Source organism: Cupriavidus sp. H39, assembly GCF_050271075.1.
In the GTDB taxonomy this organism is placed as follows: Bacteria; Pseudomonadota; Gammaproteobacteria; order Burkholderiales; family Burkholderiaceae; genus Cupriavidus; species Cupriavidus necator_B.
This window is the reverse complement of the sequence record NZ_CP189848.1, coordinates 1,083,022-1,104,140: the sequence shown is the minus strand read 5'-3', so window position 1 is coordinate 1,104,140 and position 21,119 is coordinate 1,083,022. Positions and strand designations below refer to the sequence as shown.

At 67.3% G+C, this 21,119-nt stretch carries 15 protein-coding genes, 1 tRNA gene and 1 other RNA gene; 7 read left to right on the top strand and 10 right to left on the bottom strand.

Annotated elements, in window-relative coordinates:
* The first annotated feature begins 24 nt into the window (after nucleotides 1-24).
* The 3 genes from ssrA to ACOCMH_RS20515 all read left to right on the top strand — a co-directional run bounded on the left by ssrA (nucleotide 25) and on the right by ACOCMH_RS20515 (nucleotide 2,306).
* Nucleotides 25-383: a transfer-messenger RNA gene (gene ssrA / locus ACOCMH_RS20525) on the top strand.
* Nucleotides 384-782: 399 nt separating this feature from the next.
* Nucleotides 783-1,799 (top strand): fimbrial protein, encoded by a 1,017-nt coding sequence (locus ACOCMH_RS20520; RefSeq protein ID WP_427312771.1) that lies wholly within the window; start codon nucleotides 783-785, stop codon nucleotides 1,797-1,799.
* Nucleotides 1,800-1,904: 105 nt separating this feature from the next.
* Nucleotides 1,905-2,306, top strand: coding sequence for a hypothetical protein (locus ACOCMH_RS20515; RefSeq protein ID WP_427312770.1), 402 nt, complete (start codon nucleotides 1,905-1,907; stop codon nucleotides 2,304-2,306).
* 56 nt (nucleotides 2,307-2,362) lie between these two features.
* Here the strand turns inward: ACOCMH_RS20515 and ACOCMH_RS20510 are convergent, their stop codons facing one another.
* Nucleotides 2,363-2,857 (bottom strand): DUF1854 domain-containing protein, encoded by a 495-nt coding sequence (locus ACOCMH_RS20510; protein WP_427312769.1) that lies wholly within the window; start codon nucleotides 2,855-2,857, stop codon nucleotides 2,363-2,365.
* On the bottom strand, nucleotides 2,847-5,141 hold the full coding sequence (locus ACOCMH_RS20505) for an ABC transporter ATP-binding protein (RefSeq protein ID WP_427312768.1): 2,295 nt from the start codon (nucleotides 5,139-5,141) through the stop codon (nucleotides 2,847-2,849). The genes ACOCMH_RS20510 and ACOCMH_RS20505 overlap by 11 nt, the downstream gene beginning before the upstream one ends.
* 235 nt (nucleotides 5,142-5,376) lie before the next feature.
* On the opposite strand from ACOCMH_RS20505, the gene cphA (ACOCMH_RS20500) reads away from it, so the two are divergent.
* Together cphA (ACOCMH_RS20500) and cphA (ACOCMH_RS20495) are read left to right on the top strand one after the other, a co-directional pair.
* Nucleotides 5,377-8,010, top strand: a complete 2,634-nt coding sequence (cphA, locus tag ACOCMH_RS20500; protein WP_427312767.1) for a cyanophycin synthetase — start codon at nucleotides 5,377-5,379, stop codon at nucleotides 8,008-8,010.
* Between the two features lie 43 nt (nucleotides 8,011-8,053).
* On the top strand, nucleotides 8,054-10,624 hold the full coding sequence (gene cphA / locus ACOCMH_RS20495; RefSeq protein WP_427312766.1) for a cyanophycin synthetase: 2,571 nt from the start codon (nucleotides 8,054-8,056) through the stop codon (nucleotides 10,622-10,624).
* A 249-nt stretch (nucleotides 10,625-10,873) separates the two neighbouring features.
* Here cphA (ACOCMH_RS20495) and ACOCMH_RS20490 read toward each other — a convergent pair whose 3' ends face one another.
* From ACOCMH_RS20490 to ACOCMH_RS20475, 4 genes are all read right to left on the bottom strand, one after another.
* A complete protein-coding gene (locus tag ACOCMH_RS20490) occupies nucleotides 10,874-11,533 on the bottom strand; it encodes an amino acid ABC transporter permease (protein WP_427312765.1) in 660 nt (219 codons plus the stop codon).
* Nucleotides 11,534-11,649: 116 nt separating this feature from the next.
* Nucleotides 11,650-12,471, bottom strand: coding sequence for a transporter substrate-binding domain-containing protein (locus ACOCMH_RS20485; protein WP_427312764.1), 822 nt, complete (start codon nucleotides 12,469-12,471; stop codon nucleotides 11,650-11,652).
* 192 nt (nucleotides 12,472-12,663) lie between these two features.
* Nucleotides 12,664-13,575, bottom strand: coding sequence for a glutamate/aspartate ABC transporter substrate-binding protein (locus ACOCMH_RS20480; RefSeq protein WP_427313331.1), 912 nt, complete (start codon nucleotides 13,573-13,575; stop codon nucleotides 12,664-12,666).
* Nucleotides 13,576-13,680: 105 nt separating this feature from the next.
* On the bottom strand, nucleotides 13,681-14,964 hold the full coding sequence (locus tag ACOCMH_RS20475) for a D-amino acid dehydrogenase (protein ID WP_427313330.1): 1,284 nt from the start codon (nucleotides 14,962-14,964) through the stop codon (nucleotides 13,681-13,683).
* A 132-nt stretch (nucleotides 14,965-15,096) separates the two neighbouring features.
* Here ACOCMH_RS20475 and ACOCMH_RS20470 point away from each other — a divergent pair, with 132 nt between their 5' ends.
* Complete coding sequence (locus ACOCMH_RS20470; RefSeq protein WP_427312763.1) at nucleotides 15,097-16,062, top strand: LysR family transcriptional regulator; 966 nt, start codon at nucleotides 15,097-15,099, stop codon at nucleotides 16,060-16,062.
* 83 nt (nucleotides 16,063-16,145) lie between these two features.
* Nucleotides 16,146-17,465: a hemolysin family protein gene (locus tag ACOCMH_RS20465; RefSeq protein ID WP_427312762.1), complete on the top strand. Its 1,320-nt coding sequence runs from the start codon at nucleotides 16,146-16,148 to the stop codon at nucleotides 17,463-17,465.
* On the opposite strand, the gene ACOCMH_RS20460 is transcribed toward ACOCMH_RS20465, so the two are convergent.
* From ACOCMH_RS20460 to serS, 4 genes are all read right to left on the bottom strand, one after another.
* Nucleotides 17,347-18,477 (bottom strand): phosphatase PAP2 family protein, encoded by a 1,131-nt coding sequence (locus ACOCMH_RS20460; RefSeq protein ID WP_427312761.1) that lies wholly within the window; start codon nucleotides 18,475-18,477, stop codon nucleotides 17,347-17,349. The two genes, ACOCMH_RS20465 and ACOCMH_RS20460, sit on opposite strands and share 119 nt — an antisense overlap.
* Complete coding sequence (locus ACOCMH_RS20455) at nucleotides 18,470-19,396, bottom strand: DUF1653 domain-containing protein (protein ID WP_427312760.1); 927 nt, start codon at nucleotides 19,394-19,396, stop codon at nucleotides 18,470-18,472. The genes ACOCMH_RS20460 and ACOCMH_RS20455 overlap by 8 nt, the downstream gene beginning before the upstream one ends.
* A gap of 185 nt (nucleotides 19,397-19,581) precedes the next feature.
* Nucleotides 19,582-19,671 (bottom strand) — tRNA-Ser (locus tag ACOCMH_RS20450).
* A gap of 80 nt (nucleotides 19,672-19,751) precedes the next feature.
* Nucleotides 19,752-21,056 carry a serine--tRNA ligase gene (gene serS, locus ACOCMH_RS20445; protein ID WP_427312759.1) on the bottom strand — a complete coding sequence of 435 codons (1,305 nt, stop codon included), beginning with the start codon at nucleotides 21,054-21,056 and terminating at the stop codon, nucleotides 19,752-19,754.
* Nucleotides 21,057-21,119 lie beyond the last annotated feature (63 nt).

Below are 21,119 nucleotides of genomic sequence, written 5' to 3'. Positions count from 1 at the left end.
CGGGTACAATCCAGCTTCCTCACTGGGGCCGACCTGGTTTCGACGTGGGTTACAAAGCAGTGGAGGGCATACCGAGGACCCGTCACCTCGTTAATCAATGGGAATGCAATAACTGCTAACGACGAACGTTACGCACTGGCAGCCTAAGGGCCGCCGTCCTCGCACTGGCTCGCTGACGGGCTAGGGTCGCAAGACCACGCGAGGTCATTTACGTCAGATAAGCTCCGGAAGGGTCACGAAGCCGGGGACGAAAACCTAGTGACTCGCCGTCGTAGAGCGTGTTCGTCCGCGATGCGCCGGTTAAATCAAATGACAGAACTAAGTATGTAGAACTCTCTGTGGAGGGCTTGCGGACGCGGGTTCGATTCCCGCCGGCTCCACCAGTATTCAGTCCGATGCAGTACCAGCAGGACCACAAACCCGCGACAGCCCAGGCTGCGCGGGTTTTTCTTTGCCTGGCGGCGCCACCATGGCGCCGGGAAAAAACACCATCCCCATATTTGGGGATGCCGGGTGCGCCCGGCAGGCCCATCATGCAATACGGGCGATCCGCGACTCGCCCGCTGCCACTTGAAGCCCTCGTCCACCCTGGCCGAGGGCTTTTTCTTTGGCGCCGGGTGTCCATCGGTGGAAAGTTCCGACCCAAAAATAGGGCGAGCCTTATCGCTTCATGCGTGTGCTGCTCATATCGTAGCGGCAGACGTTGGCATACACATCGTTGCCAGCGGCCGTTGCCGCGGTTGCGCAGCGTCCGCTTGCGGCCGCTTCCCAGGATCCCTGCTATGAATGGAACACACCTTCTCCGAACGCTGCGTCGCTGGCTCGTCGTGTTGGCGTGCATTGCGGCGCCGCACTATGCCTGCGCCGCGTGCAGCTCCACCCCCGCGATGCCCTATTTGCAGACGCTCGACACGATGGCGGTCGCCGCCAACCTCGCGGTGGGCAGCACGATTCCGGGAACCGTGCGCAGCTACCAGATCAGCGGCGCCTGCACCTACGTGCCGCCGTGGGTGGTGCCGGGTGCCCCCATTGTCTCGTGCTATTACGGTTCGGGTACCGAGGTCATGCCTGGCGTCTACTCCACCGGCGTGCCGGGCGTCGGTATTCGCCTGCGCAATGCAGCCGGCCAGCCGATGACCAATGCTGCGGGCGTCTGGTGCGACACGCGTGCGGCAAACCTTGGCTTCCTCAATCCCGATCTGACCTATTCCATCGCGGTAACGATCGAATTCGTCAAGACCGGTGCGATCTCCACCGGCAGCCTGAACCCTTCCCAGACCCGATTTGGTTTTGGCGTCTACAACGGCTCCCTGGATGGGGCGCTGGGGGCCACCAGCCAGAATTACATCGGCTTTTCCGGTGTGATCGCACTGCGCGAAATCGCCTGCAATATCAACTATCCCACCACCGTCAACTTGCCCGCCATCAGCGCCGGCACGCTGGCAGGCCGGGCCGTGAGTGGCAGCACCCCGTTCGCCATCCAGTTGACCTGCAACGGCAATGCCATTGTCGGCATGACGCTGGACGGCGCCGCGGGCACCCCGGTGATTTCGGCCGCGACCGGCATCCTGGGCATTGCCAATGCCGGCACTGCGGGCATTGCCAGCGGCGCGGGGGTGCGGATCGTCGATGCCAGCGGAACGAGGCCGGTACCGCTGCAGACGCGCAATGCCATGGGCAACATCCTGGGCCAGGTTCCTGCGACGTACCGCTTCGGCGCCCGCTATGCCGGCCTCGGCGGCATCCCTTCGCCGGGCCAGGTGACCAGCGCGATGATCTTTACGATGGACTACCAGTAGCCGCAACGAATCGCGCCTCGGCAAAAAATTGCCGGCGCACGATTCACCGCTACAGCGCGGGCGAAAGACTACAATAACCGGTTGCAGTCATTGAAGGCTTTCGCGATGTCCGACCATCCCCGCTTCACCATCAACCGCTCCATGATCGCCCTGGTTCCGGAACAGCCGTTCCTCGACTGGATCCAGGCAGTCGATCCCCAGCCCGTGGCCGGCCTGACGCTGGAGCAGGTGCGCGAAGACCAGAGCGTGTTCCTGCTGCCCGAGGAACTGGCCGATACGCACGAGAACGCCGTACATTGGGTCGAGAAGCGCTGGCAGGCGTTCTTCGAATTCATGCTCGGCGAATGGTTCGACGATTCGGCGTGGCCCGAGGAACTATCGCTGCAGATGTTTCGCGAGTGGTTCAGCGTGCGCTATCACTCGATGGTGTTCGACATGGCGCCTGACGTGCCGGTGATGCACGACGACTGGGACGACGAGGACGATTCGTCCGAGCTGCTGCACTGATCTCCCCCGCCGCCCCAGACGGACGCGGAGGCGAAACCTCCGCGCGCCGCTGACCCTCAGAGGAAGCGGTCGAGTATCTTGCGGCTGTGCTTGTCCAGCGCCATCAGGTCGCGGATCAGGTAGTGGATGCCGTGCGTGTCCGAGACCAGCAGCGTGCTGCCGGCCAGGCGCCGAATCGCCTCTTCGCCGCGCAGCACCAGGTCGGTCTGGCCCCGGTCGGTCTTCACCGTCCACACGCTGGGCGTGGCGTAGGTCGACACACTGACGATACGCTCGATCTCCGGCATGAACTCGCGCGCGGCGAGTTCCGCTTCGATCATGTCGCGTTCGGCCCGCGGCACATCCTCCAGCCGCGGGATCCATACCACCTCATGCCCGTCGGTGCTCATCATGCCAATGCCGCCCTGCGGCGCCGAGATCGGGAAGGCGCGCACCGGCACCACGCCCTCGTGAACGGTGCCGTCTTCGGCAATCAGCACCAGGCGGCCGAAAGGATTGCGGTCGAGCGTAAACACAGGGGTCGGCGCGGCGGCGGCGTTGTCATTGGGCATGGGCGGTCTCCGGGATTTCGATGGCCTCTTCTGCGTCGTCGTCTTCGGTATCGACATTGCGCGCCTGCGCCTGGTAAAGCTTGTAGTACGCGCCTTCGCGCAGCAGCAATTCGTCGTGGCTGCCCACTTCGACAATCTGGCCGCGGTCCATCACCACCAGCCGGTCGGCCTTGCGCAGCGTCGACAGGCGGTGCGCAATGGCAATGGTGGTACGGCCCTGCACCAGGTTGTCGAGCGCCTTCTGGATTTCCTTCTCGGTGGCGGTATCGACCGACGAGGTGGCCTCATCCATGATCAGGATGCGCGGGTTGATCAGCAGCGCGCGCGCAATCGAAATGCGCTGGCGCTCGCCGCCCGACAGCGCCTGGCCGCGTTCACCGACCAGCGAGTCATAGCCGTGCGGCAGCCGCAGGATGAACTCATGCGCGTGCGCGGCCCGCGCAGCGGCAATGATCTCTTCACGCGTGGCGTCCGGCTTGCCATAGGCGATGTTGTCCGCGATCGTGCCGAAAAACAGGAACGGCTCCTGCAGCACCAGGCCGATATGGCGGCGGTACTCCGATACCGGCAGCGAGCGGATATCGACACCGTCGACACGGATCGCGCCCTCTGACACATCGTAGAAGCGGCAGATCAGGTTGACCAGGGTGCTCTTGCCCGAGCCGCTGTGGCCGACCAGCCCGATCATCTCGCCCGGCGCAATCGACAGGTTCAGCCCGCGGATCACCGCGCGGTTGCCGTAGCGGAAGCCCAGGTCACTCATGTCGATGGCGCCCTCGACCCGATCCAGCCGGGCCGGCCGCGCCGGCTCCGGCACGCTCGACACATGGTCGAGGATGTCGAAGATGCGCTTGGCCCCGGCGGCGGCCTTCTGCGTCACCGAGACGATGCGGCTCATCGAATCCAGCCGCGTATAGAAGCGACTGATATAGGTCAGGAACGCCACCAGCACGCCCACCGTGATGGCACTGTGCGAGACCTGCCAGATGCCGAACACCCACACGATCAGCAGCCCGATCTCGGTCAGCAGCGTTACGGTCGGCGTGAACAGCGACCAGACGGCGTTGACGCGATCGTTGATGGCGAGGTTATGCTTGTTGGCTTCGCGGAAGCGCGAGACTTCGCGCTTCTCCTGGGCAAAGGCCTTGACCACGCGAATGCCGGGGATGGTGTCAGCCAGGACGTTAGTGATTTCGGACCAGATCCGGTCGATCTTCTCGAAGCCGTGACGCAGGCGATCGCGCACCAGGTGGATCATCCACGCGATAAAGGGCAACGGCACCAGCGTCACCAGGGCGAGCCAGGGGTTGATCGACACCAGGATCACCGCTGTCATCACGATCATCAGCACATCGGTGGCGAAATCCAGCAGGTGCAACGACAGGAACACGCAGATGCGATCGCTTTCTGAGCCGATGCGCGCCATCAGGTCGCCGGTGCGCTTGCCGCCGAAATATTCCAACGACAGCTTTAGCAGGTGTTCGTAGGTGGTCGTGCGCAGATCGGCGCCGATACGCTCTGAAACCCGCGCCAGCAGATAGGTGCGGGCCCATCCCAGCGACCAGGCCACCAGCGCCGCCCCGAGCAGCCCGGCCAGGTAGAGGCGTACCAGGCCATAGTCAATCGGCACGCCGTTCTGGAATGGAATCAGGACCTTGTCCATCAGCGGCATGGTCAGGTATGGCGGCACCAGCGTGGCGGCGGTCGACAGCAGCGTCAGCAAGAAGCCGCCCAGCAGCGGCCAGCGGTAGGGCCGGGCAAAGCGCCACAGCCGCAGCAGCGCCCAGGTCGACGGCGGCGTCTCGAGTTCGCGGCTGCATTGGGGACACTGTTCCTCGTCGGGCGGCAGCGGCGCCTTGCAGGTCGGACACAACACCTCTCCCGCCGCGGCAGCCGGGCGCGAAGCGGCGGCGTCGCGTTGGGCCTCGAACTGGTCCGCCAGCCGCAGGGCCGCCGGATTGTAACCAAGCGTATATCGCCAGGTGGCGAGCCGGCCTGCCGGGCCGCTCAATTCCAGCGTGCCCACCCCTGCGTGATCGGTGTGCGACAGGCGCAGCGTGGGGGAGATGTTCCATTCCCGCACATTTTTTTCACCGGGGGCGCGGGCAACGATGCGCTGGTCCGTCACAACCAGCCACCCTTGGGTAAAATGCAGCCTCGCGTCGAGGTCCAGTGCCAGTCCGGCCAGGACAGTCTCGCCGGGTCGGAGCCACGATCCGGCTTCAGCCCGCCAGGGGTCATCGGCGGCAGGGGCAGTAGGGACAGGCAGGGCGGACTGGGTCATGGATGGCGCGGCGTGCGTCCGGGAGTTGCGGACATTTTGAAACAATTTAGGCCGGGCACGCGCTGGCGGCCCGTGAATTCGCCCGCAGTATACATAACGATGAACATGCGGGTGGCCTGATGCGTTGCACAATCACTTTTACACCAAGAAAGTCAACCCGCTCTGTGCTGTAACGTTACTGAAAGGTTAGGCTTCCATTTCTCGGGCGTTCCGCCCACTGCCTCAAGCTAATTCAATGAAAAAGAAGGACATTGAGATTTTCGATGTCATGTCGCTGCGCGGCCCGAATATGTGGACATATCGGCCCGTCTTGGAGGCATGGGTCGATATCGGGGAACTGGAGGACTTTCCCTCCAACACGATTCCGGGGTTTTACGAGCGCCTGTCGGCCTGGCTGCCATCGCTGATCGAGCATCGCTGCAGCATCGGCGAGCGCGGCGGCTTCCTGCAGCGCCTGAAGGAAGGCACCTGGCCGGGCCATATCCTGGAACACGTGACGCTTGAGCTGCAAAACCTGGCGGGCATGCCGGGCGGCTTCGGCAAGGCCCGCGAGACACCGGTACGCGGCGTCTACAAGGTGATCGTGCGCGCCTGGCACGAGGAAGTCACCCGCGCGGCCCTGTTCGCCGCGCGTGACCTGGTCATGGCCGCGATCGAGGACCGGCCGTACGACGTGCCGGCCACGGTGGACCACCTGCGCCGCCTGGTCGACAAGCATTGCCTGGGCCCCAGCACCGCGTGCATCGTCGACGCCGCGGATGACCGCGACATCCCTGCGATCCGCCTGTCGGACGGCAATCTGGTGCAATTGGGCTACGGCGCGCGCCAGCGCCGCATCTGGACCGCCGAAACCGACCGCACCAGCGCCATCGCCGAAAGCATCTCGCGCGACAAGGACCTGACCAAGAGCCTGCTGGAATCCTGCGGCGTGCCGGTGCCGGAAGGCCGCCTGGTCGATTCGCCGGAGGACGCCTGGGATGCCGCCGAGGACATCGGCGTGCCCGTGGTGGTGAAACCCTATGACGGCAACCATGGCCGCGGCGTGTTCACCAACCTGATGACCCGCGAAGAAGTGGAAACCGCCTACGGCGTGGCCATCGAGGAAGGCAGCGGCGTCATCGTCGAGCGCTTCATCCCCGGCAACGAGCACCGCCTGCTGGTGGTCGGCGGCCGCCTGGTCGCCGCTGCCATGGGCGAGACCGCCAGCGTGGTCGGCGACGGCAAGTCCACCATCGACGAGCTGATCGAGCTGCAGATCAATTCCGATCCGCGCCGCGGCAGCACCGAGGACCACCCGCTCAACTGCGTGCGGCTCGACTCCGCCGCGCGGCTGGAACTGAAGCGCCAGGGCATGGACGGCAGCTCGGTGCCGCCGCAGGGCCGCCCCGTGCTGATCCAGCGCAACGGCAACGTCGCCTTCGACGTCACCGACCGCGTGCACCCGAGCGTCGCCGCGCATGCCGCGCTGGCCGCGCGCGTGGTGGGACTGGATATCGCCGGCGTGGACCTGGTGGCCGAAGACATCTCGCGCCCGCTGCAGGAACAGCGCGGCGCCATCGTCGAAGTCAACGCCGGCCCCGGCCTGCTGATGCATATCAAGCCCGCCGAGGGCACGCCGCGCCCGGTGGGCCGCGCCATCGTCAACCACCTGTTCCCTGAGTCCGAAGACGACCAGGGCCGCATCCCGGTGGTCGGCGTGACCGGCACCAACGGCAAGACCGTGGTGGCACGCCTGGTGGCGCGCCTGCTGCAGCTGTCGGGCAAGCATACCGGCCTGGCCTGCAGCGATGGCCTGTTCCTGGACCGCCGCCAGGTGGAAAGCGGCGACCGGTCCAACTGGGAAGCTGCCCACCGCATCCTGATGAACCGCGCGGTCGAGGCCGCCGTGTTCGAGAACGACAGCGGCAGCATCCTGTCCGAGGGCCTGGCCTATGACCGCTGCCAGGTCGGCGTGGTCACCAACTTCGACCAGCCGGACCATCTGGGCGACTATTACGTCGAAGACGACGACCGCATGTACAACGTGCTGCGCACGCAGGTCGACGTGGTGCTGGAGAACGGCGCGGCCGTGCTCAACGCGCGCGACGAACGCCTGGTGGAGATGGCCGAACTGTGCGATGGCGACGTCATCTTCTTCGGCCTGACGCCGGAGCTGCCTGCGATCGTGTCTCACCGCGCCGCGGGCAAGCGCGCGGTGTACGTGCGCGAAGGCAAGATCGTGCTGGCCAGCGGAACCAGCGAGACCGCGCTGGTGGACGTGGCCGCGGTGCCGCTGACCTATGCCGGCCGCGTCGCGTTCCAGGTCGAGAACGTGCTGGCCGCCGTGGCCGCCGGCTGGGCGCTGGGCATCTCCAATGACCTGATTCGCGCCGGCGTGGTGACCTTCGATGTCGGCCAGGTCGACGTGCCGGGCCGCTTCACGCTGTTCGAGCGCAACGGCGCCACGGTGGTGATCGACGACGCCCACAACGCCCCCGCGCTGGAAGCGCTGGCAACCGCGCTGGACCGCTTCCCGGCCGAGCGCCGCATGGTGGTCTACGGCGCCGGCGTGCAGCGCCGCGACGAAGACCTGGTGCGCCAGGGCAAGGCCCTGGGCCAGCATTTCGACCGCGTGTTCCTGTGCGAAGACCGCAGCGTCAAGCGCGCCCTGGCCGATGCCGAGGCGCGCGCGCTGCTCAAGCAGGGCCTGTACGAAGGCCGGCGCGTGACCAAGATCATCGACGAAGGCACGCGCGCCAGCGCCATCGAAACCGCCCTGAGCCAACTGGTACCGGGCGACCTGCTGGTATTGCAGTGCGACGAGGCTGCCACCGGCGCCACCGTCGACCTGGTGCACCACTGGATGGGCCAGCCCGCCCGCCGCGCCTGACGCCCCCAGCTCAACCGCGCATAGAAGACACGGAAACCGTTCTATGGAAGTCTCCCGTATCCGGGCCCTGCGGGGCCCGAACCTGTGGTGCCGCCACACCGCCATCGAGGCGATCGTGGCCTGCCAGGACACCGCCAATATGCTGTCGGCGCTGCCCGGCTTTGAAGACCGGCTGCGCGCCCGCTTCCCCGAGATCGGGCCGCTGCGCCCCGACGAGGAATCGGGCGAGCTGTCGCTGGCCCACGTGCTGGAAGTCACGGCGCTGCGCCTGCAGGCGGCCGCCGGCTGCCCGGTGACGTTCAGCCGCACCGCGCAGACGGTCGAGCCCGGCACCTACCAGGTGATCGTGCAATACAGCGAGGAAGAAGTCGGCCGGCTCGCCTTCCAGCTTGCCGAAGCGCTGTGCAACGCAGCCCGCCACGACACCGCGTTCGACCTGGCCGACGCGCTGCACCGCCTGCGCGAACTCGACGAGGACGTGCGCCTGGGGCCGAGCACCGGCTCCATCGTCTACGCCGCGGTCGCGCGCGGCATCCCGTACCGGCGCCTGACGCAGGGCTCGATGGTGCAGTTCGGCTGGGGCAGCAAGCAGCGCCGCATCCAGGCTGCCGAGACCGACCGCACCAGCGCCGTGGCCGAGTCGATCGCGCAGGACAAGGAACTGACCAAGACCCTGCTGCACGCCGCCGGCGTGCCGGTGCCGCTGGGCCGCTCGGTGCGCAGTGCCGAAGAGGCCTGGGCCGCGGCGCAGGAAATCGACGCGCCGGTGGTGGTCAAGCCGCGCGACGGCAACCAGGGCAAGGGCGTGGCGGTGCGCATCCGCACCCGCGAGGAAGTGATGACCGCCTATGAGGTGGCCTCGGACATCAGCTCGGACGTGATCGTCGAGCGCTATATCCCGGGCCACGATTTCCGCCTGCTGGTGGTCGGCAAGCAACTGGTCGCGGCCGCGCGCCGCGATCCGCCGCAAGTCATCGGCGACGGCGTGCATACCGTGCGCCAGCTGGTCGAGGAAGTGAACCGGGACCCGCGCCGCGGCGAGGGCCATGCCACCTCGCTGACCAAGATCCGCTTTGACGACATCGCGCTGGCGACGCTCGCCAAGCAGAACCTGACCGCCGATTCCGTGCCGGCCAACGGCACCCGCGTGGTGCTGCGCAACAACGCCAACCTGTCCACCGGCGGCAGCGCCACCGACGTGACCGACGACGTCCACCCCGACATCGCCGCGCGCGCTGTCGCGGCCGCGCAGATGGTGGGCCTGGACATCGCCGGCGTCGACGCGGTCTGCGAAACCATGCTCAAGCCGTTCGAGGAACAGGCCGGCGGCATCGTCGAAGTCAACGCCGCGCCGGGCCTGCGCATGCACCTGCAGCCGTCCTACGGCAAGGGCCGCGCGGTCGGCGAGGCCATCGTCTCGACCATGTTTGCCGACGGCGACGACGGCCGCATCCCGGTGGTGGCGGTGTCGGGCACCAACGGCAAGACCACCACGGTGCGGCTGATCACCCATATCATGGCCAGCAGCGGCCTGCGCATGGGCATGACCGGCACCGACGGCGTCTATATCCAGGGCGAGCGCATCGACACCGGCGACTGCAGCGGCCCGCGCAGTGCGCGCAACGTGCTGCTGCACCCCGACGTGGACGCCGCCGTGTTCGAGACCGCGCGCGGCGGCCTGCTGCGCGAGGGCCTGGCCTTTGACCGCTGCGATGTGGCGGTGGTGACCAACGTCGGCGAAGGCGACCACCTCGGCCTGTCCTACATCAACTCGGTGGAAGACCTGGCAGTGCTCAAGAGCGTGATCGTGCAGAACGTTGCGCCGCACGGCATGGCGGTGCTCAACGCCGCCGACCCGATGGTGGTGCGCATGGCCGACGCCTGTCCGGGCAGCGTCACCTTCTTCGCGCACGACCCCGACCAGCCGGCCATGGCCACGCACCGCGCCCAGGGCAAGCGCGTGGTGTTCGTCGACGGCGCCGACATCGTCGCCGCGGAGGGCGACACCGAAGTGCGCATCGCGCTGGCCGAGATCCCGCTGACGCGCAACGGCACCATCGGCTTCCAGGTCGAGAACGCGATGTCGTCGATCGCCGCCGCGTGGGCGCTGGGCGTCGACTGGTCAGTGATCCGCCGCGGGCTGGCCACCTTCGTCAACGATGCGCAGACCGCGCCCGGACGCTTCAACGTGTTCGACTACCGCGGCGCCACGCTGATCGCCGACTATGGCCACAACCCGGATGCGATCCTGGCGCTGTGCAACGCGATCCAATCCATCCCGGCCAGGCGGCGGGTGGTGGTGATCAGCGGCGCGGGCGACCGCCGCGACGACGACATCCGCCGCCAGACCCAGATCCTGGGCGGCGTGTTCGATGAAGTCGTGCTGTACCAGGATCAGTGCCAGCGCGGCCGCGCCGACGGCGAAGTGCTGGCGCTGCTGCGCGAAGGCCTGCAGGGCGCGCAACGCGCCAGCCAGGTCGAGGAAATCCGCGGCGAGTTCCTCGCCATCGATACCGCGCTGTCGCACCTGCAGCCGGGGGACCTGTGCCTGGTCCTGGTGGACCAGGTGGAAGAGGCGCTCGGGCATATCGCCGGGCGCATCGCGCAGGGGTAAGGCCTTTCGCAGTGCCGCGGAGGTGCTCCCCTCTCCCGCTTGCGGGAGAGGGGCCGGGGGTGAGGGCGGGCGCGTCAACGGCCGTCGTGCTGGAAAAAACCGAAGGCTTCGCTTGATGTGGTGCCTCGCCAGACCACCCCTCACCCCGGCCCTCTCCCCATGAGGGGAGAGGGAGAACGCCTTGCTTGGGCTAGTTCGGGCGGCTTGGGAGCATCCGACACCGCGCTCCTCTTCCTTGTCGGTGGGGTTTCAATGCCGCCCCGGCAACGACAACCTCCGCTCCAGCCTATGCTGCAGCCCGGACAACCCCGTGCTCAACACCCAGTAGATCACCGCCACTGCCAGGTACAGCGGCAACGGCTGGTACGTCGCCGCGATCACCTCCTGCGCGGTGCGCAGCAGCTCCGTCACGGTAATCACCGACACCAGCGACGTATCCTTGATCAGGCTGATCAGGCTGTTCGACAGGCTCGGCACCGCCAGCCGCAGCGCCTGCGGGCCCACCACGTAGCGCAGCGCCTGTGCCGGCGTCAGCCCCAGGCTGTATGCGGCCAGCCATTGGCCGCGCGCCACGCCGAGGATGGCGCCGCGCATGCTTTCCGACAGGTACGCCCCCACATTCAGGCTCAGCGTCAGCACGCCGGCCGGGGTGGGCTCCAGCGCGATGCCTGCGCCCGGGAGTCCGTAGTACACCACGAAGATCTGCACCAGCAGCGGCGTGCCGCGCATGACGCTGACATAGGAGCGCGCCACCGCCTTGAGCGCGCGGCTGTGGCTGATGCCCATCAGCGCCACCACGGTGCCTATCATCAGCCCGAACAGCATTGACCACAATGCAAACTTGATGGTCAGCAGCGTGCCCTGCAACAGCACGGGCAGGGAATCGATGACGAGCTGGAGAGCGGACATGGGCGTGGGCGGCGGACGAAGGGTAAGAAAACAAAGCGGCGCGGCAGCCATGGAGGCCGCCGCGCCGCGACATGATACCGCCCGGCTCGCTGGCCGGCTTGCTTGACCGGCCTGGCTTACTTGACCGGCTTGCCGACGGGCTTGGTCACGTCGGTGCCGAACCACTTCACCGACAGCTTGCCGAGCGTGCCGTCCTTGCTCAGGTCTTCCAGCGCATGGTTGATGGCCTGCGCAAACTTGGGGTTGTCCTTGCGGAAGGGGATCGCCACCTGCGTGGTGGCGCCCGCCACGATCGCGCCCGGCCGCAGCGGCAGGTTGGCCGTCTTGACCAGGTAGGCGACCATCAGCCGGTCATTGAGCGCGGCGTCGACACGCTGAGCCGCCAGGTCGCGCAGGTACTCAGGTGCGCCGGGATAGGTCTTGACTTCGATGCCGGCCACTGACTTGGCCAGGTCGTTGTAATTGCTGCCCAGGCTGACGCCGAGCTTGTGGCCCTTCAGGTCTTCCAGCGACTTGAACTGGCGCTTGTCGTCCTTGCGCTGGATCAGCTGCGCATCCGAGTAGACGTAAGGCGTGGAGAAGTCGAGCACCTGCTGGCGCTGCGGCGTGACGTTGACCTGGTTGACGATCACGTCGAACTTGCCCGCCTGCAGGCCGGCGATGATGCCGCTCCATTCGGTGGTGACGAACTCCGGCTTGACGCCGAGCTTGCCCGCCACCGCCCGCGCCACGTCGACGTCGAAGCCTTCCAGCTCGTTCTTTGCGCCACGGAAGCCGAACGGGGGATAGGTGCCCTCCAGCCCGATCTTCAGCACGCCGGCCTGCTTGACGGTGTCGAGCAGGTCGGCGGCATGGGCCGCGGTGGCCGCCAGGCCGGCGCCAGCCACCAGGGAAGCGGCCAGAAAGGATTTGAACCAGCCAGTACGAAGCGATCGCATATGTTCTCCAGTCGATGCGGATAAGCAATATGGGGCAGCGCCGGCAGGCCTCTTTTGGGGGCCGCCGGCCGGTTGTGCTGCTATGAGGCTATATCGGGCTCAACACTACCGCAAACCCTATCGAAGGCAAAATATCGATTCATCATGGCTAAATAACCGCGAGGCCCGGTTCCCCCCGCCCGCCACCCTGCCCTACTGGTAGGCCTTGTCGTTGGGCGCCGCGAACAGCGCCTTCATGTCGGCCGACAGCGGATAGTTCATGTTGATGCCGCGCGGCGGAATCGGCGACATGAACCACTTGTTGTACAGCTTCTCGGCGCGGCCGCTGGTCTGCAGGTCGGCAATCACGCCGTCGGCCAGCTTCTTGAACGAGGGGTCGTCCTTGCGGAACATGCAGGCGTAGTTCTCGGTTTGCAGCGGCGCACCCACCACCACCCAGTCGGCCGCATTCTTGGCCTTGGTGCGCTCGCCATACAACAGCGGTTCGTCCATCACGAACGCCGCGGCACGGCCGGTTTCCAGGATCAGGAAGGACTGGCCGTGGTCCTTGGTGCTGATCAGGTTCATGTTCATCGCCTTCTCGCCGTTCATCTTGACCAGCAGGCGCTCGCCGGTGGTGCCGGCGGTGGTGACCACGTTGCGGTCCTTCAGGTCGGCAAACTCCTTCACGCCCGAATCCTTCTTGGTCAGCATCTTGATGCCGTAGACGAACAGGCTGTTGGAGAACGCCACCTGCTTCTGCCGCTCGAGGTTATTGGTGGTGCTGCCGCATTCGATATCGATGGTGCCGTTCTGCACCAGCGGGATCCGGTTCTGCGAGGTGATCGGCGTCAGGCGCACCTGCAGGTTGGGCAGCTTCAGTTCGCTTTTCACCTTGTCGACGATCTGCAGCAGGATTTCATGCGAGTAGCCCATGACTTCCTTGCCGTCGGTGTACGAGAACGGGATCGACGATTCGCGGTAGCCCAGCGAGATCACGCCGCTGTCCTTGATCTTCTTCAGGGTGTCGCCGTCGGCGGCCTGGGCGGCGCCGGCGGCCAGCAGCAGCGTGGCGGCCGCGAGTGCGCGGCGGGTGGTGGATCGGTGGGGGTGCAGCGTTTGCATGTGGCGCTCCTTGTCGTGGGGCTTGGTCATCGAGGCATGTTTCGTGGACAGCTTCAGGTACTGCGGACTTACCGGTACGGCAACAACCCATGCTCGCCCGCGGCGCTATGCGCGCGCGGCGTCGAAATCTTCTGCGTCGATGGCGGGGCGGCGCCCCGCCAGGCGGTCGGCCAGCAGGCCGGCACTGCCCATCGCCAGCGTAAACCCGAGTGCGCCGTGGCCCAGGTTGAGCCACAGCCCCGACACCCGCGACGGGCCCACCAGCGGCAAGCCGTCCGGCGTGGCCGGACGCAACCCGGCCCACGGCTGCAGTTGCGCCAGCGGCTGGTCCGGGACGATGCCGGGAAACAGCGCGCGGGTCTGGTCCACCAGCGTGCCGACCCGTTCCGGGTCGATGCGGGTGCCGCCGCGCACCAGGTCGGCCATGCCCGCCACCCGGAGTGTATTGCCGATCCGTGCGTAGACGATCTTGTTGGCAAAATCCGTCACGCTGATATGCGGGGCATGCGCGCCACTGGCCAGCGGCACCGTGATGCTATAGCCCTTGAGCGGCCACAGCATCGGCCGCACGCCCAGCGGACGCAGCAGCGGCACGCTGCCGATGCCGCCCGCCACGATCACCACGTCGGCGGGCACGATTTCGGCCTGCGTGCGCACGCCGGTGATGCGTCCGCCCTGCTGCACCAGCCCTTGCACGACGGTGCCAAAGCGCATCGACACGCCCGCATGGGCCCCGTCTTGCAGCAACCGTGCCAGCGACAGGCAGAAGCGGTGGCAGTCGCCCACCTCTTCGCTGGGGGTGTGGATGGCGCCGGCAATCTGGTCGCGGATGCCGGCCAGCGCCGGCTCCAGCGCCACGCAGGCAGCGCGGTCCAGCGCCTGCTGCTCGCAGCCCAGGCTGGCCTGGTAGTCCAGCAGCCGGCAGGCCGAATCGAACGCGGCCGCGTCGCGGTGCACCACCAGCTTGCCGCGCCGCGCAAAATTGAAGCCGGCGCCGCCGTCGTCATGCTGGTGCCGGGCAACAAAGGCCTGCATCAGGTCGCGCGAGTAAAAGCCCAGCCGCAGCAGCTTGCGCGTGGTGGCCTCGCTGGTGGCGGCGTTGCAGGCGGCCATGAAGGCGGCCAGCCAGCGCCACTGCGCCGGGTCCGCGGTGGGCCGGAAGCGCATCGGCGAATCGCGCCGCAGCAACCAGCCCGGCACCTTGGCCATCACGCCCGGGCCCGCCAGCGGCGCCACGTAGCTGTAGCTCAGCTGCCCGCCATTGGCAAAGCTGGTTTCTTCGCCCGGGCCGTCGTGGCGTTCCAGCACCGTCACCTGGTGGCCATCCTCGGCCAGGCGCCATGCCGTCGTCATGCCCACTACGCCCGCGCCCACGATCACCACCCGCATTGCCATTCCTTTGCCTGCATCCATCAGACAGAGCGTAGTGCAACCGCGCCGGCTTGCCCAATGCGAATACGTGCCAGAATATGTCCTCAGGCTATGGGTGCCTGCCCCGCCTTTTTGATTGACAGGGATGCCATGCGCTTGCGCCAGATCGAAGTGTTCCGCGCCGTGATGCTGACCGGCACCGTCAGCGAGGCCGCGCGCCTGCTGCACGTGTCGCAGCCGGTGGTCACGCGCGTGCTGCAGCATGCCGAGGCCTCACTCGGCTTCCGCCTGTTCGAGCGGGTGCGCGGCCGGCTGCAGGCCACGCCGGAAGCCAATGCGCTGTATGGCGATGTCGAAAGGCTATATGGCGAGATCGAACGCGTACGCCGGGTCTCGGAAAGCCTGCGCCACAAGGGCGCCGGCCGGCTGCGCGTGGCCGCCACGCCGAGCCTGGCCAACCCGCTGCTGGTGCCGGCGGTGCGGCGCTTCTGCGCGCGCCACCCCGACACCCAGGTGCAGGTGCTGACGCACCATACCGACGAGATCGTCGGCGCGCTGCTGGCCAACCAGATCGACCTGGGCTTCGCTTTCGCCCCGCCCCGCCACGAAGCGATCTCGAGCGAGCCGGTGGCGAGCGGCCGCATGCTGCTGGCGGTGCCGCGCGCGCAGCCGCTGCCCACCAGCAGGCGCCGCCGCGCGGTGCCGATGCAGCGGCTGATGGAGCGCCCTTTCATCGGCTATGACGACAACAGCTCGCTCGGCCTGCTGGTGCGCCAGACGCTGGCCCGGCACGCGCTGGAACCGCGCTCGACGCTGGAGGTGCAGACCTACTCGCTGGCGCTGGCGCTGGTCGACGCGGGGCTGGGCATGACGCTGCTGGACCAGTACACCGCGCTCAGCGCCAGCGCCGAGCGCGTCGCGCTGCATGACGTGGCGCCGGTGCTGCCATTCGAGATCCAGATGCTGCGCGCCAGCCACCGCGCCGGCTCGAGCCTGGCCGACGACCTGCGCGACCAGTTCGCGCAGGCCGCCGCATTGCTGGCGGCAACGTTGCCGCAGCGCCTCGAAGCGCCCACGGCAAGCTTCGACGCCACGCCCGCCAGGCGCCGCGACTGAGCGGCGGACCGATTGACAGCCGCGCGCGCCGTGCACCATCATCAAGCCGCCTGCAGGCACAACCTGCCAGCGCCATCCTGCCTATGTTCGTCCTGACCCTGATCCTGCTCGTCCTAGTCAGCGCCTTTTTCTCGATCTCCGAGATCGCGCTGACCGCTGCCCGCCGCACCAAGCTGCAAGTCCTGTCGGAGCGCGGCGACGGCCGCGCCACGCGCGTGTTGCGGCTCAAGGAAGAGCCGGGGAATTTCTTCACCATCGTGCAGATCGGGGTCAACAGCGTCGCCATCCTGGCCGGTATCCTGGGCGAGAAGCATGTGTCCGACCTGCTGCTGGAAGCGCTGTCGCCCTACATGCAGGTGGTGCACGCGCAGCGAACCGCCAACATCGGCTCGTTCCTGATCGTGACGCTGCTGTTCATCCAGTTTGCCGACCTGATCCCCAAGCGCATCGCCATGACCTTTCCCGAGGCCTGCGCGCTCACCGTGATCGACCCGATGCTGACGCTGCTGCGCGTGCTCAGGCCGCTGGTCTGGATCTTCAACGCCGCCGCCGATGCCATGCTGCGGCTGATGCGGCTGCCGACCAAGCCGGTCGACCAGATCACCACCGAGGACATCGCCGCGATGGTGGATGCCGGCGCCGAGGCCGGCGTGCTGCACAAGCATGAGCTGCACCTGATCGAGAACGTGTTCGAGCTCGACTTCAAGGGCATCACCGCGATCATGACGCCGCGCGACGAAGTGGTCTACCTGAGCCTGGACGAGCCCGCCGACAGCGTGCGCCGCAAGCTGGTCAACCAGCCGCACGCGCAATACCCGGTATGCGGCCACGACCTCGACGACGTGCAGGGCTATATCGATTCCAAGGACATCCTGCAGCTGCTGCTGGCCGATGAAAGCGCGGCGGTGATGGGCAATATCGGCCGCCACCACGACAAGAACGTACTGGTGATTCCCGACACGCTGACCCTGTCCGAGTCGCTGACGCGCTTCCGCGAGATGCACCAGAGCTTTGCCGTGGTCATGAACGAGTACGGGCTGGTGGTGGGCATCGTCACGCTGGACGATATCGTCGGCGCGCTGATGGGCGACATCCTCTACTCCAGCGAAGACGAGCAGATCGTGCGGCGCGATGACAGTTCGTGGCTAGTCGATGGCCTGACGCCGCTGGTGGACCTGAAGAAAGCGCTGGAGCTGGATACCCTGCCGGGCGAGGACTATGTCGATACCGCGGCCGGCCTGGTGATCTATGCGCTCAAGCGCATCCCGAAGAAGTCGGAGTCGATCACCGTGGCGGGCTATCGCTTCGAAGTGCTGGACATCGACCATCACAAGATCGACCAGTTGCTGGTGTCGCGCCTGCCGCAAGCACCGGAGGCTGAAGCGGCGGCGTCGCCAGCGTAGCGTCGCCGGCCTGGCGATAGCGCTCGAGCGTATCCGGCAGCCGGAACCACGCTACATAGCCGAACGCCGCCACCACCGCAACGGCCGCCACCGTGCCGAGCCGCGACGGCGCCACGGAGTCCTGTGGCGCCGGCCCGTGCAGCGTGATGTAGGCCGCGCCGAGCAGCGCGATCCACGCCAGCCCGAGCGCATAACCCGCGGCCACATCGGACAGCCAGTGCATGCCCAGGTACAGCCGCGACACGCCGATCGCCGCCACCGCCACCACGGTCAGCGCCAGCACCGGAATGCGCACGCGCCATGGCTGGCGCAGGCACATCAGGAAGGCCAGGAAGCCGTACGTGACCATGCTGCTGGTGGCGTGGCCGCTGGGGAAGGAATACGACTCCAGTCCGCTGTAGATGCTGGCCGGACGCACACGCGCCATGCCCAGCTTGAGCGCCACCACGCAGGCGCGCGCGCCGAGCAGCGCGCCGGCCCAGTACAGCGCCACGATCCACGCCCGGCGCCAGCACAGCCACGCAAACACCGCCACGCCCACCGCCACGGCAACGCGCCCGCCGCCCAGTTCGGTCACCGCCACCATCGCCAGGTCGAGCCAGTCGGAGCGCAAGGCGCGCAGCCCCGCGAACACGCGCTGGTCAAGGCGCACCACCTCCGCATTTTCCGCGACCTCGGCGGCGAGCCAGAACAGCGCGCTGCCGCAGGCCAGCAGCACGGCGCCGGCCAGCAGCACCAGCAGCAGCTCGGCCACGTCGCGCTCGAGCACGCGCAGCGTGATCGCATCCAGCCGCCGCGGCCGCGCGGCCACGCGCGTTGACAGTACGCCGGCGCCCCACACGCGCCAGCGCTCCAGCCAGCGCACGAGCGGCCGCAACAGGGCCACCAGCACCGGCACCAGGCCCAGCAGCAGCAAGGTCACCAGCGCAAACAGCGCGAGCAGCCCCAGCGCCGTGCCTGGCGTGAGCCAGGCCTGGGCGAAAGTGCCGGCGCGAGCCGGCACGTCAGCCACCGGATGCCTCCGCCGCGCCGACGATGCGGGCGATATTGGCGCGCGCCGGCGCCTCGCAGTCAGCGAAGGGCGCGGTCAGGAACAGTTGCGGGCGCTGCGCAAGGTAGCTCAGGAATGCCGCGCGCCGGCGCATGAATTCGGCCAGCAGCGCATCGCCCTGCAAGCCGGTGCGCGCCGCCAGCAGGGCGCGGTTCTCGGCAAAGACGTCCCGGCTGTGGCTGTCGAACACCTCCGGCGGCGCAGCCAGCCGCAGCAGGTCGAGATCGAGCACGGTGTCGGCGCCCGCGGTGCTCGGGCGATGGCCACGCGTATCCAGCACGATCCGCGCCGCACGCTCCAGCACCGCGCGCGCCTCGTCCGGCGCGACCGTTTCGATCAGGGCGGCCGAGGCGGCTTCGTTGTGCTCGCAGCCCGCCACATAGACCGCGTCGTGGCACAGCACCGCCAGCGCCTGCGCGCGGTCCAGCGCCACGCCGCGCGCATGGGCGGCCTCGAACATCTCCAGGATATGGCGGCGGTCGTGATAGCGGCGGTACGGCGTGTCGTGCAGCGACAGCACCTCGAGCACCGCCTGGCGCGGCAGGAAGTCCAGGCAGGCCAGCGCCGCGGGCCAGTCGGGCGCGAAGCGGGGCACCTCGCCCTGCGGCGTGGCGACCGGTTCGCTGAACACATCGGCGCGGCGCACCCACAGCAGCGAGGGGTCGCGCATGGCGCGGTAGACCACCACCGGCGCCAGGTCGGCCTCGAAGCGCCCGATCCCTACCGCCATGTAGGCGCCACCCTTGTAATGCCGGTACGGCATGCCGGCGACGAGGTCGGGATCGGACGGCAGTTCGGACGGATCGCCCTGAAAGGTCGGTGCGGTCGGGCGGTCGGGTGGCTGGGTCATGGTGCGGCATCCTGCGTTGCGGATCGCCATGATAGTGCACCAGCCGGCGCGGCCGATGGCGTCCGTCGCGCGGTCCCCGCCACCGTACCAAAGGGGGCGAACACAAGAGCGGCCGCGAAAAAAACAAAACCGACGCGCACTGTCGTGGGCGTCGGCCTGAGTCTTACTACACTGTTGTTGCCTGTCCGGTGGTCGAGACCGGGCAGCTTCTTGTCTGGCGGAGAGGGTGGGATTCGAACCCACGGTACCGTCGCCGGTACGCCTGATTTCGAGTCAGGTACATTCGACCACTCTGCCACCTCTCCGGTAACTGCTTTGCCGTGTGGCGAAACCAAGATTATAGCCACACGGCACCGGCCCGTGCAAGAGGCCGGCAGCAGATTTTTTACAGCTCGGGCTCCAGGCGGGTGACGCCGCCCATGTACGGCTGCAGCGCAGCCGGCACCGTGACCGAACCGTCGGCGTTCTGGTAGTTCTCCAGGATCGCCACCAGCGTGCGGCCCACGGCCAGGCCCGAGCCGTTCAGCGTGTGCACCAGTTCCGGCTTGCCCTGCCCGGTGCGCATGCGGGCCTGCATGCGGCGCGCCTGGAAATCGCCCATGTTCGAGCACGAGCTGATCTCGCGGTAGGTCTTCTGCGCGGGAATCCACACTTCGAGGTCATAGGTCTTGGTGCTGCCGAAGCCCATGTCGCCGGTGCACAGCACGATGGTGCGGAACGGCAGCTCCAGCTTCTTCAGGATCGCCTCGGCGTGGCCGGTCAGCTGCTCCAGCGCGTCGAAGGACTGGTCGGCCGGCACCACCTGGACCAGCTCGACCTTGTCGAACTGGTGCTGGCGGATCATGCCGCGGGTGTCCTTGCCATACGAGCCGGCTTCGGAGCGGAAGCACGGCGTATGCGCGACAAAGCGCAGCGGCAGCTTCTCGCCGGCGACGATGGCGTCGCGCACGATATTGGTCAGCGGCACCTCGGCGGTGGGGATCAGGTAGAAGTTCTCGATGCGCTCCCCTTCCTCGCTGCCCACCTTGCGCGGCACCTTGAACAGGTCTTCCTCGAACTTGGGCAGCTGGCCGGTGCCGCGCATCGACGCCGCGTTGACGATGTACGGCACGTACATCTCGGTGTAGCCGTGCTGCTGCGTGTGGGTGTCGAGCATCAGCTGCACCAGCGCGCGATGCAGGCGCGCCATGCCGCCGCGCAGCATCGAGAAGCGCGAGCCGGTGACCTTGACCGCGGTGTCGAAATCGAGCCCGAGCTTTTCGCCCACGTCGACGTGGTCGCGCACTTCGAAGTCGAACTGGCGCGGCTCGCCGACGCGGCGCACCTCGACGTTCTGGGTTTCATCGTTGCCCACCGGCACGCTGTCGTGCGGCAGGTTGGGAATCGACAGCATCAATTCGGCCAGGTGCGCCTGGATCTCGTCCAGCCGCGCGGCCGAGGCCTTGAGCGTGTCGCCAATGCCGCCCACTTCGGCCATCACGGCCGAGGCATCCTCGCCCTTGCCCTTGAGCATGCCGATCTGCTTGGACAGGCTGTTGCGGCGCGCCTGCAGTTCCTCGGTCTGGGTCTGCAGTTGCTTGCGTTCGGCCTCGAGTGCCTGGAACGCCGCCACGTCGAGTTGGAAGCCGCGCGTGGCAAGGCGTTGCGCCACGGCGTCGATGTCTTTGCGGAACAGCTGGATGTCGAGCATGTTGCTAAGTGAAGGGCAGGGCCAGCGACATGCCGGCGGACCCGCCATTTTACTGCACACACG

What these genes read in the sequence shown, in the direction of transcription:
- ACOCMH_RS20455 (WP_427312760.1), bottom strand. Translation starts at nt 19,396, where the DNA reads ATGGCGATCCGCAACGCAGGATGCCGCACCATGACCCAGCCACCCGAC.
- ACOCMH_RS20485 (WP_427312764.1), bottom strand. Translation starts at nt 12,471, where the DNA reads ATGCGATCGCTTCGTACTGGCTGGTTCAAATCCTTTCTGGCCGCTTCC.
- ACOCMH_RS20505 (WP_427312768.1), bottom strand. Translation starts at nt 5,141, where the DNA reads ATGACCCAGTCCGCCCTGCCTGTCCCTACTGCCCCTGCCGCCGATGAC.
- ACOCMH_RS20470 (WP_427312763.1), top strand. Translation starts at nt 15,097, where the DNA reads ATGCGCTTGCGCCAGATCGAAGTGTTCCGCGCCGTGATGCTGACCGGC.
- ACOCMH_RS20515 (WP_427312770.1), top strand. Translation starts at nt 1,905, where the DNA reads ATGTCCGACCATCCCCGCTTCACCATCAACCGCTCCATGATCGCCCTG.
- ACOCMH_RS20475 (WP_427313330.1), bottom strand. Translation starts at nt 14,964, where the DNA reads ATGCGGGTGGTGATCGTGGGCGCGGGCGTAGTGGGCATGACGACGGCA.
- ACOCMH_RS20490 (WP_427312765.1), bottom strand. Translation starts at nt 11,533, where the DNA reads ATGTCCGCTCTCCAGCTCGTCATCGATTCCCTGCCCGTGCTGTTGCAG.
- ACOCMH_RS20480 (WP_427313331.1), bottom strand. Translation starts at nt 13,575, where the DNA reads ATGCAAACGCTGCACCCCCACCGATCCACCACCCGCCGCGCACTCGCG.
- cphA (WP_427312766.1), top strand. Translation starts at nt 8,054, where the DNA reads ATGGAAGTCTCCCGTATCCGGGCCCTGCGGGGCCCGAACCTGTGGTGC.
- ACOCMH_RS20465 (WP_427312762.1), top strand. Translation starts at nt 16,146, where the DNA reads ATGTTCGTCCTGACCCTGATCCTGCTCGTCCTAGTCAGCGCCTTTTTC.
- ACOCMH_RS20520 (WP_427312771.1), top strand. Translation starts at nt 783, where the DNA reads ATGAATGGAACACACCTTCTCCGAACGCTGCGTCGCTGGCTCGTCGTG.
- cphA (WP_427312767.1), top strand. Translation starts at nt 5,377, where the DNA reads ATGAAAAAGAAGGACATTGAGATTTTCGATGTCATGTCGCTGCGCGGC.
- serS (WP_427312759.1), bottom strand. Translation starts at nt 21,056, where the DNA reads ATGCTCGACATCCAGCTGTTCCGCAAAGACATCGACGCCGTGGCGCAA.
- ACOCMH_RS20510 (WP_427312769.1), bottom strand. Translation starts at nt 2,857, where the DNA reads ATGCCCAATGACAACGCCGCCGCCGCGCCGACCCCTGTGTTTACGCTC.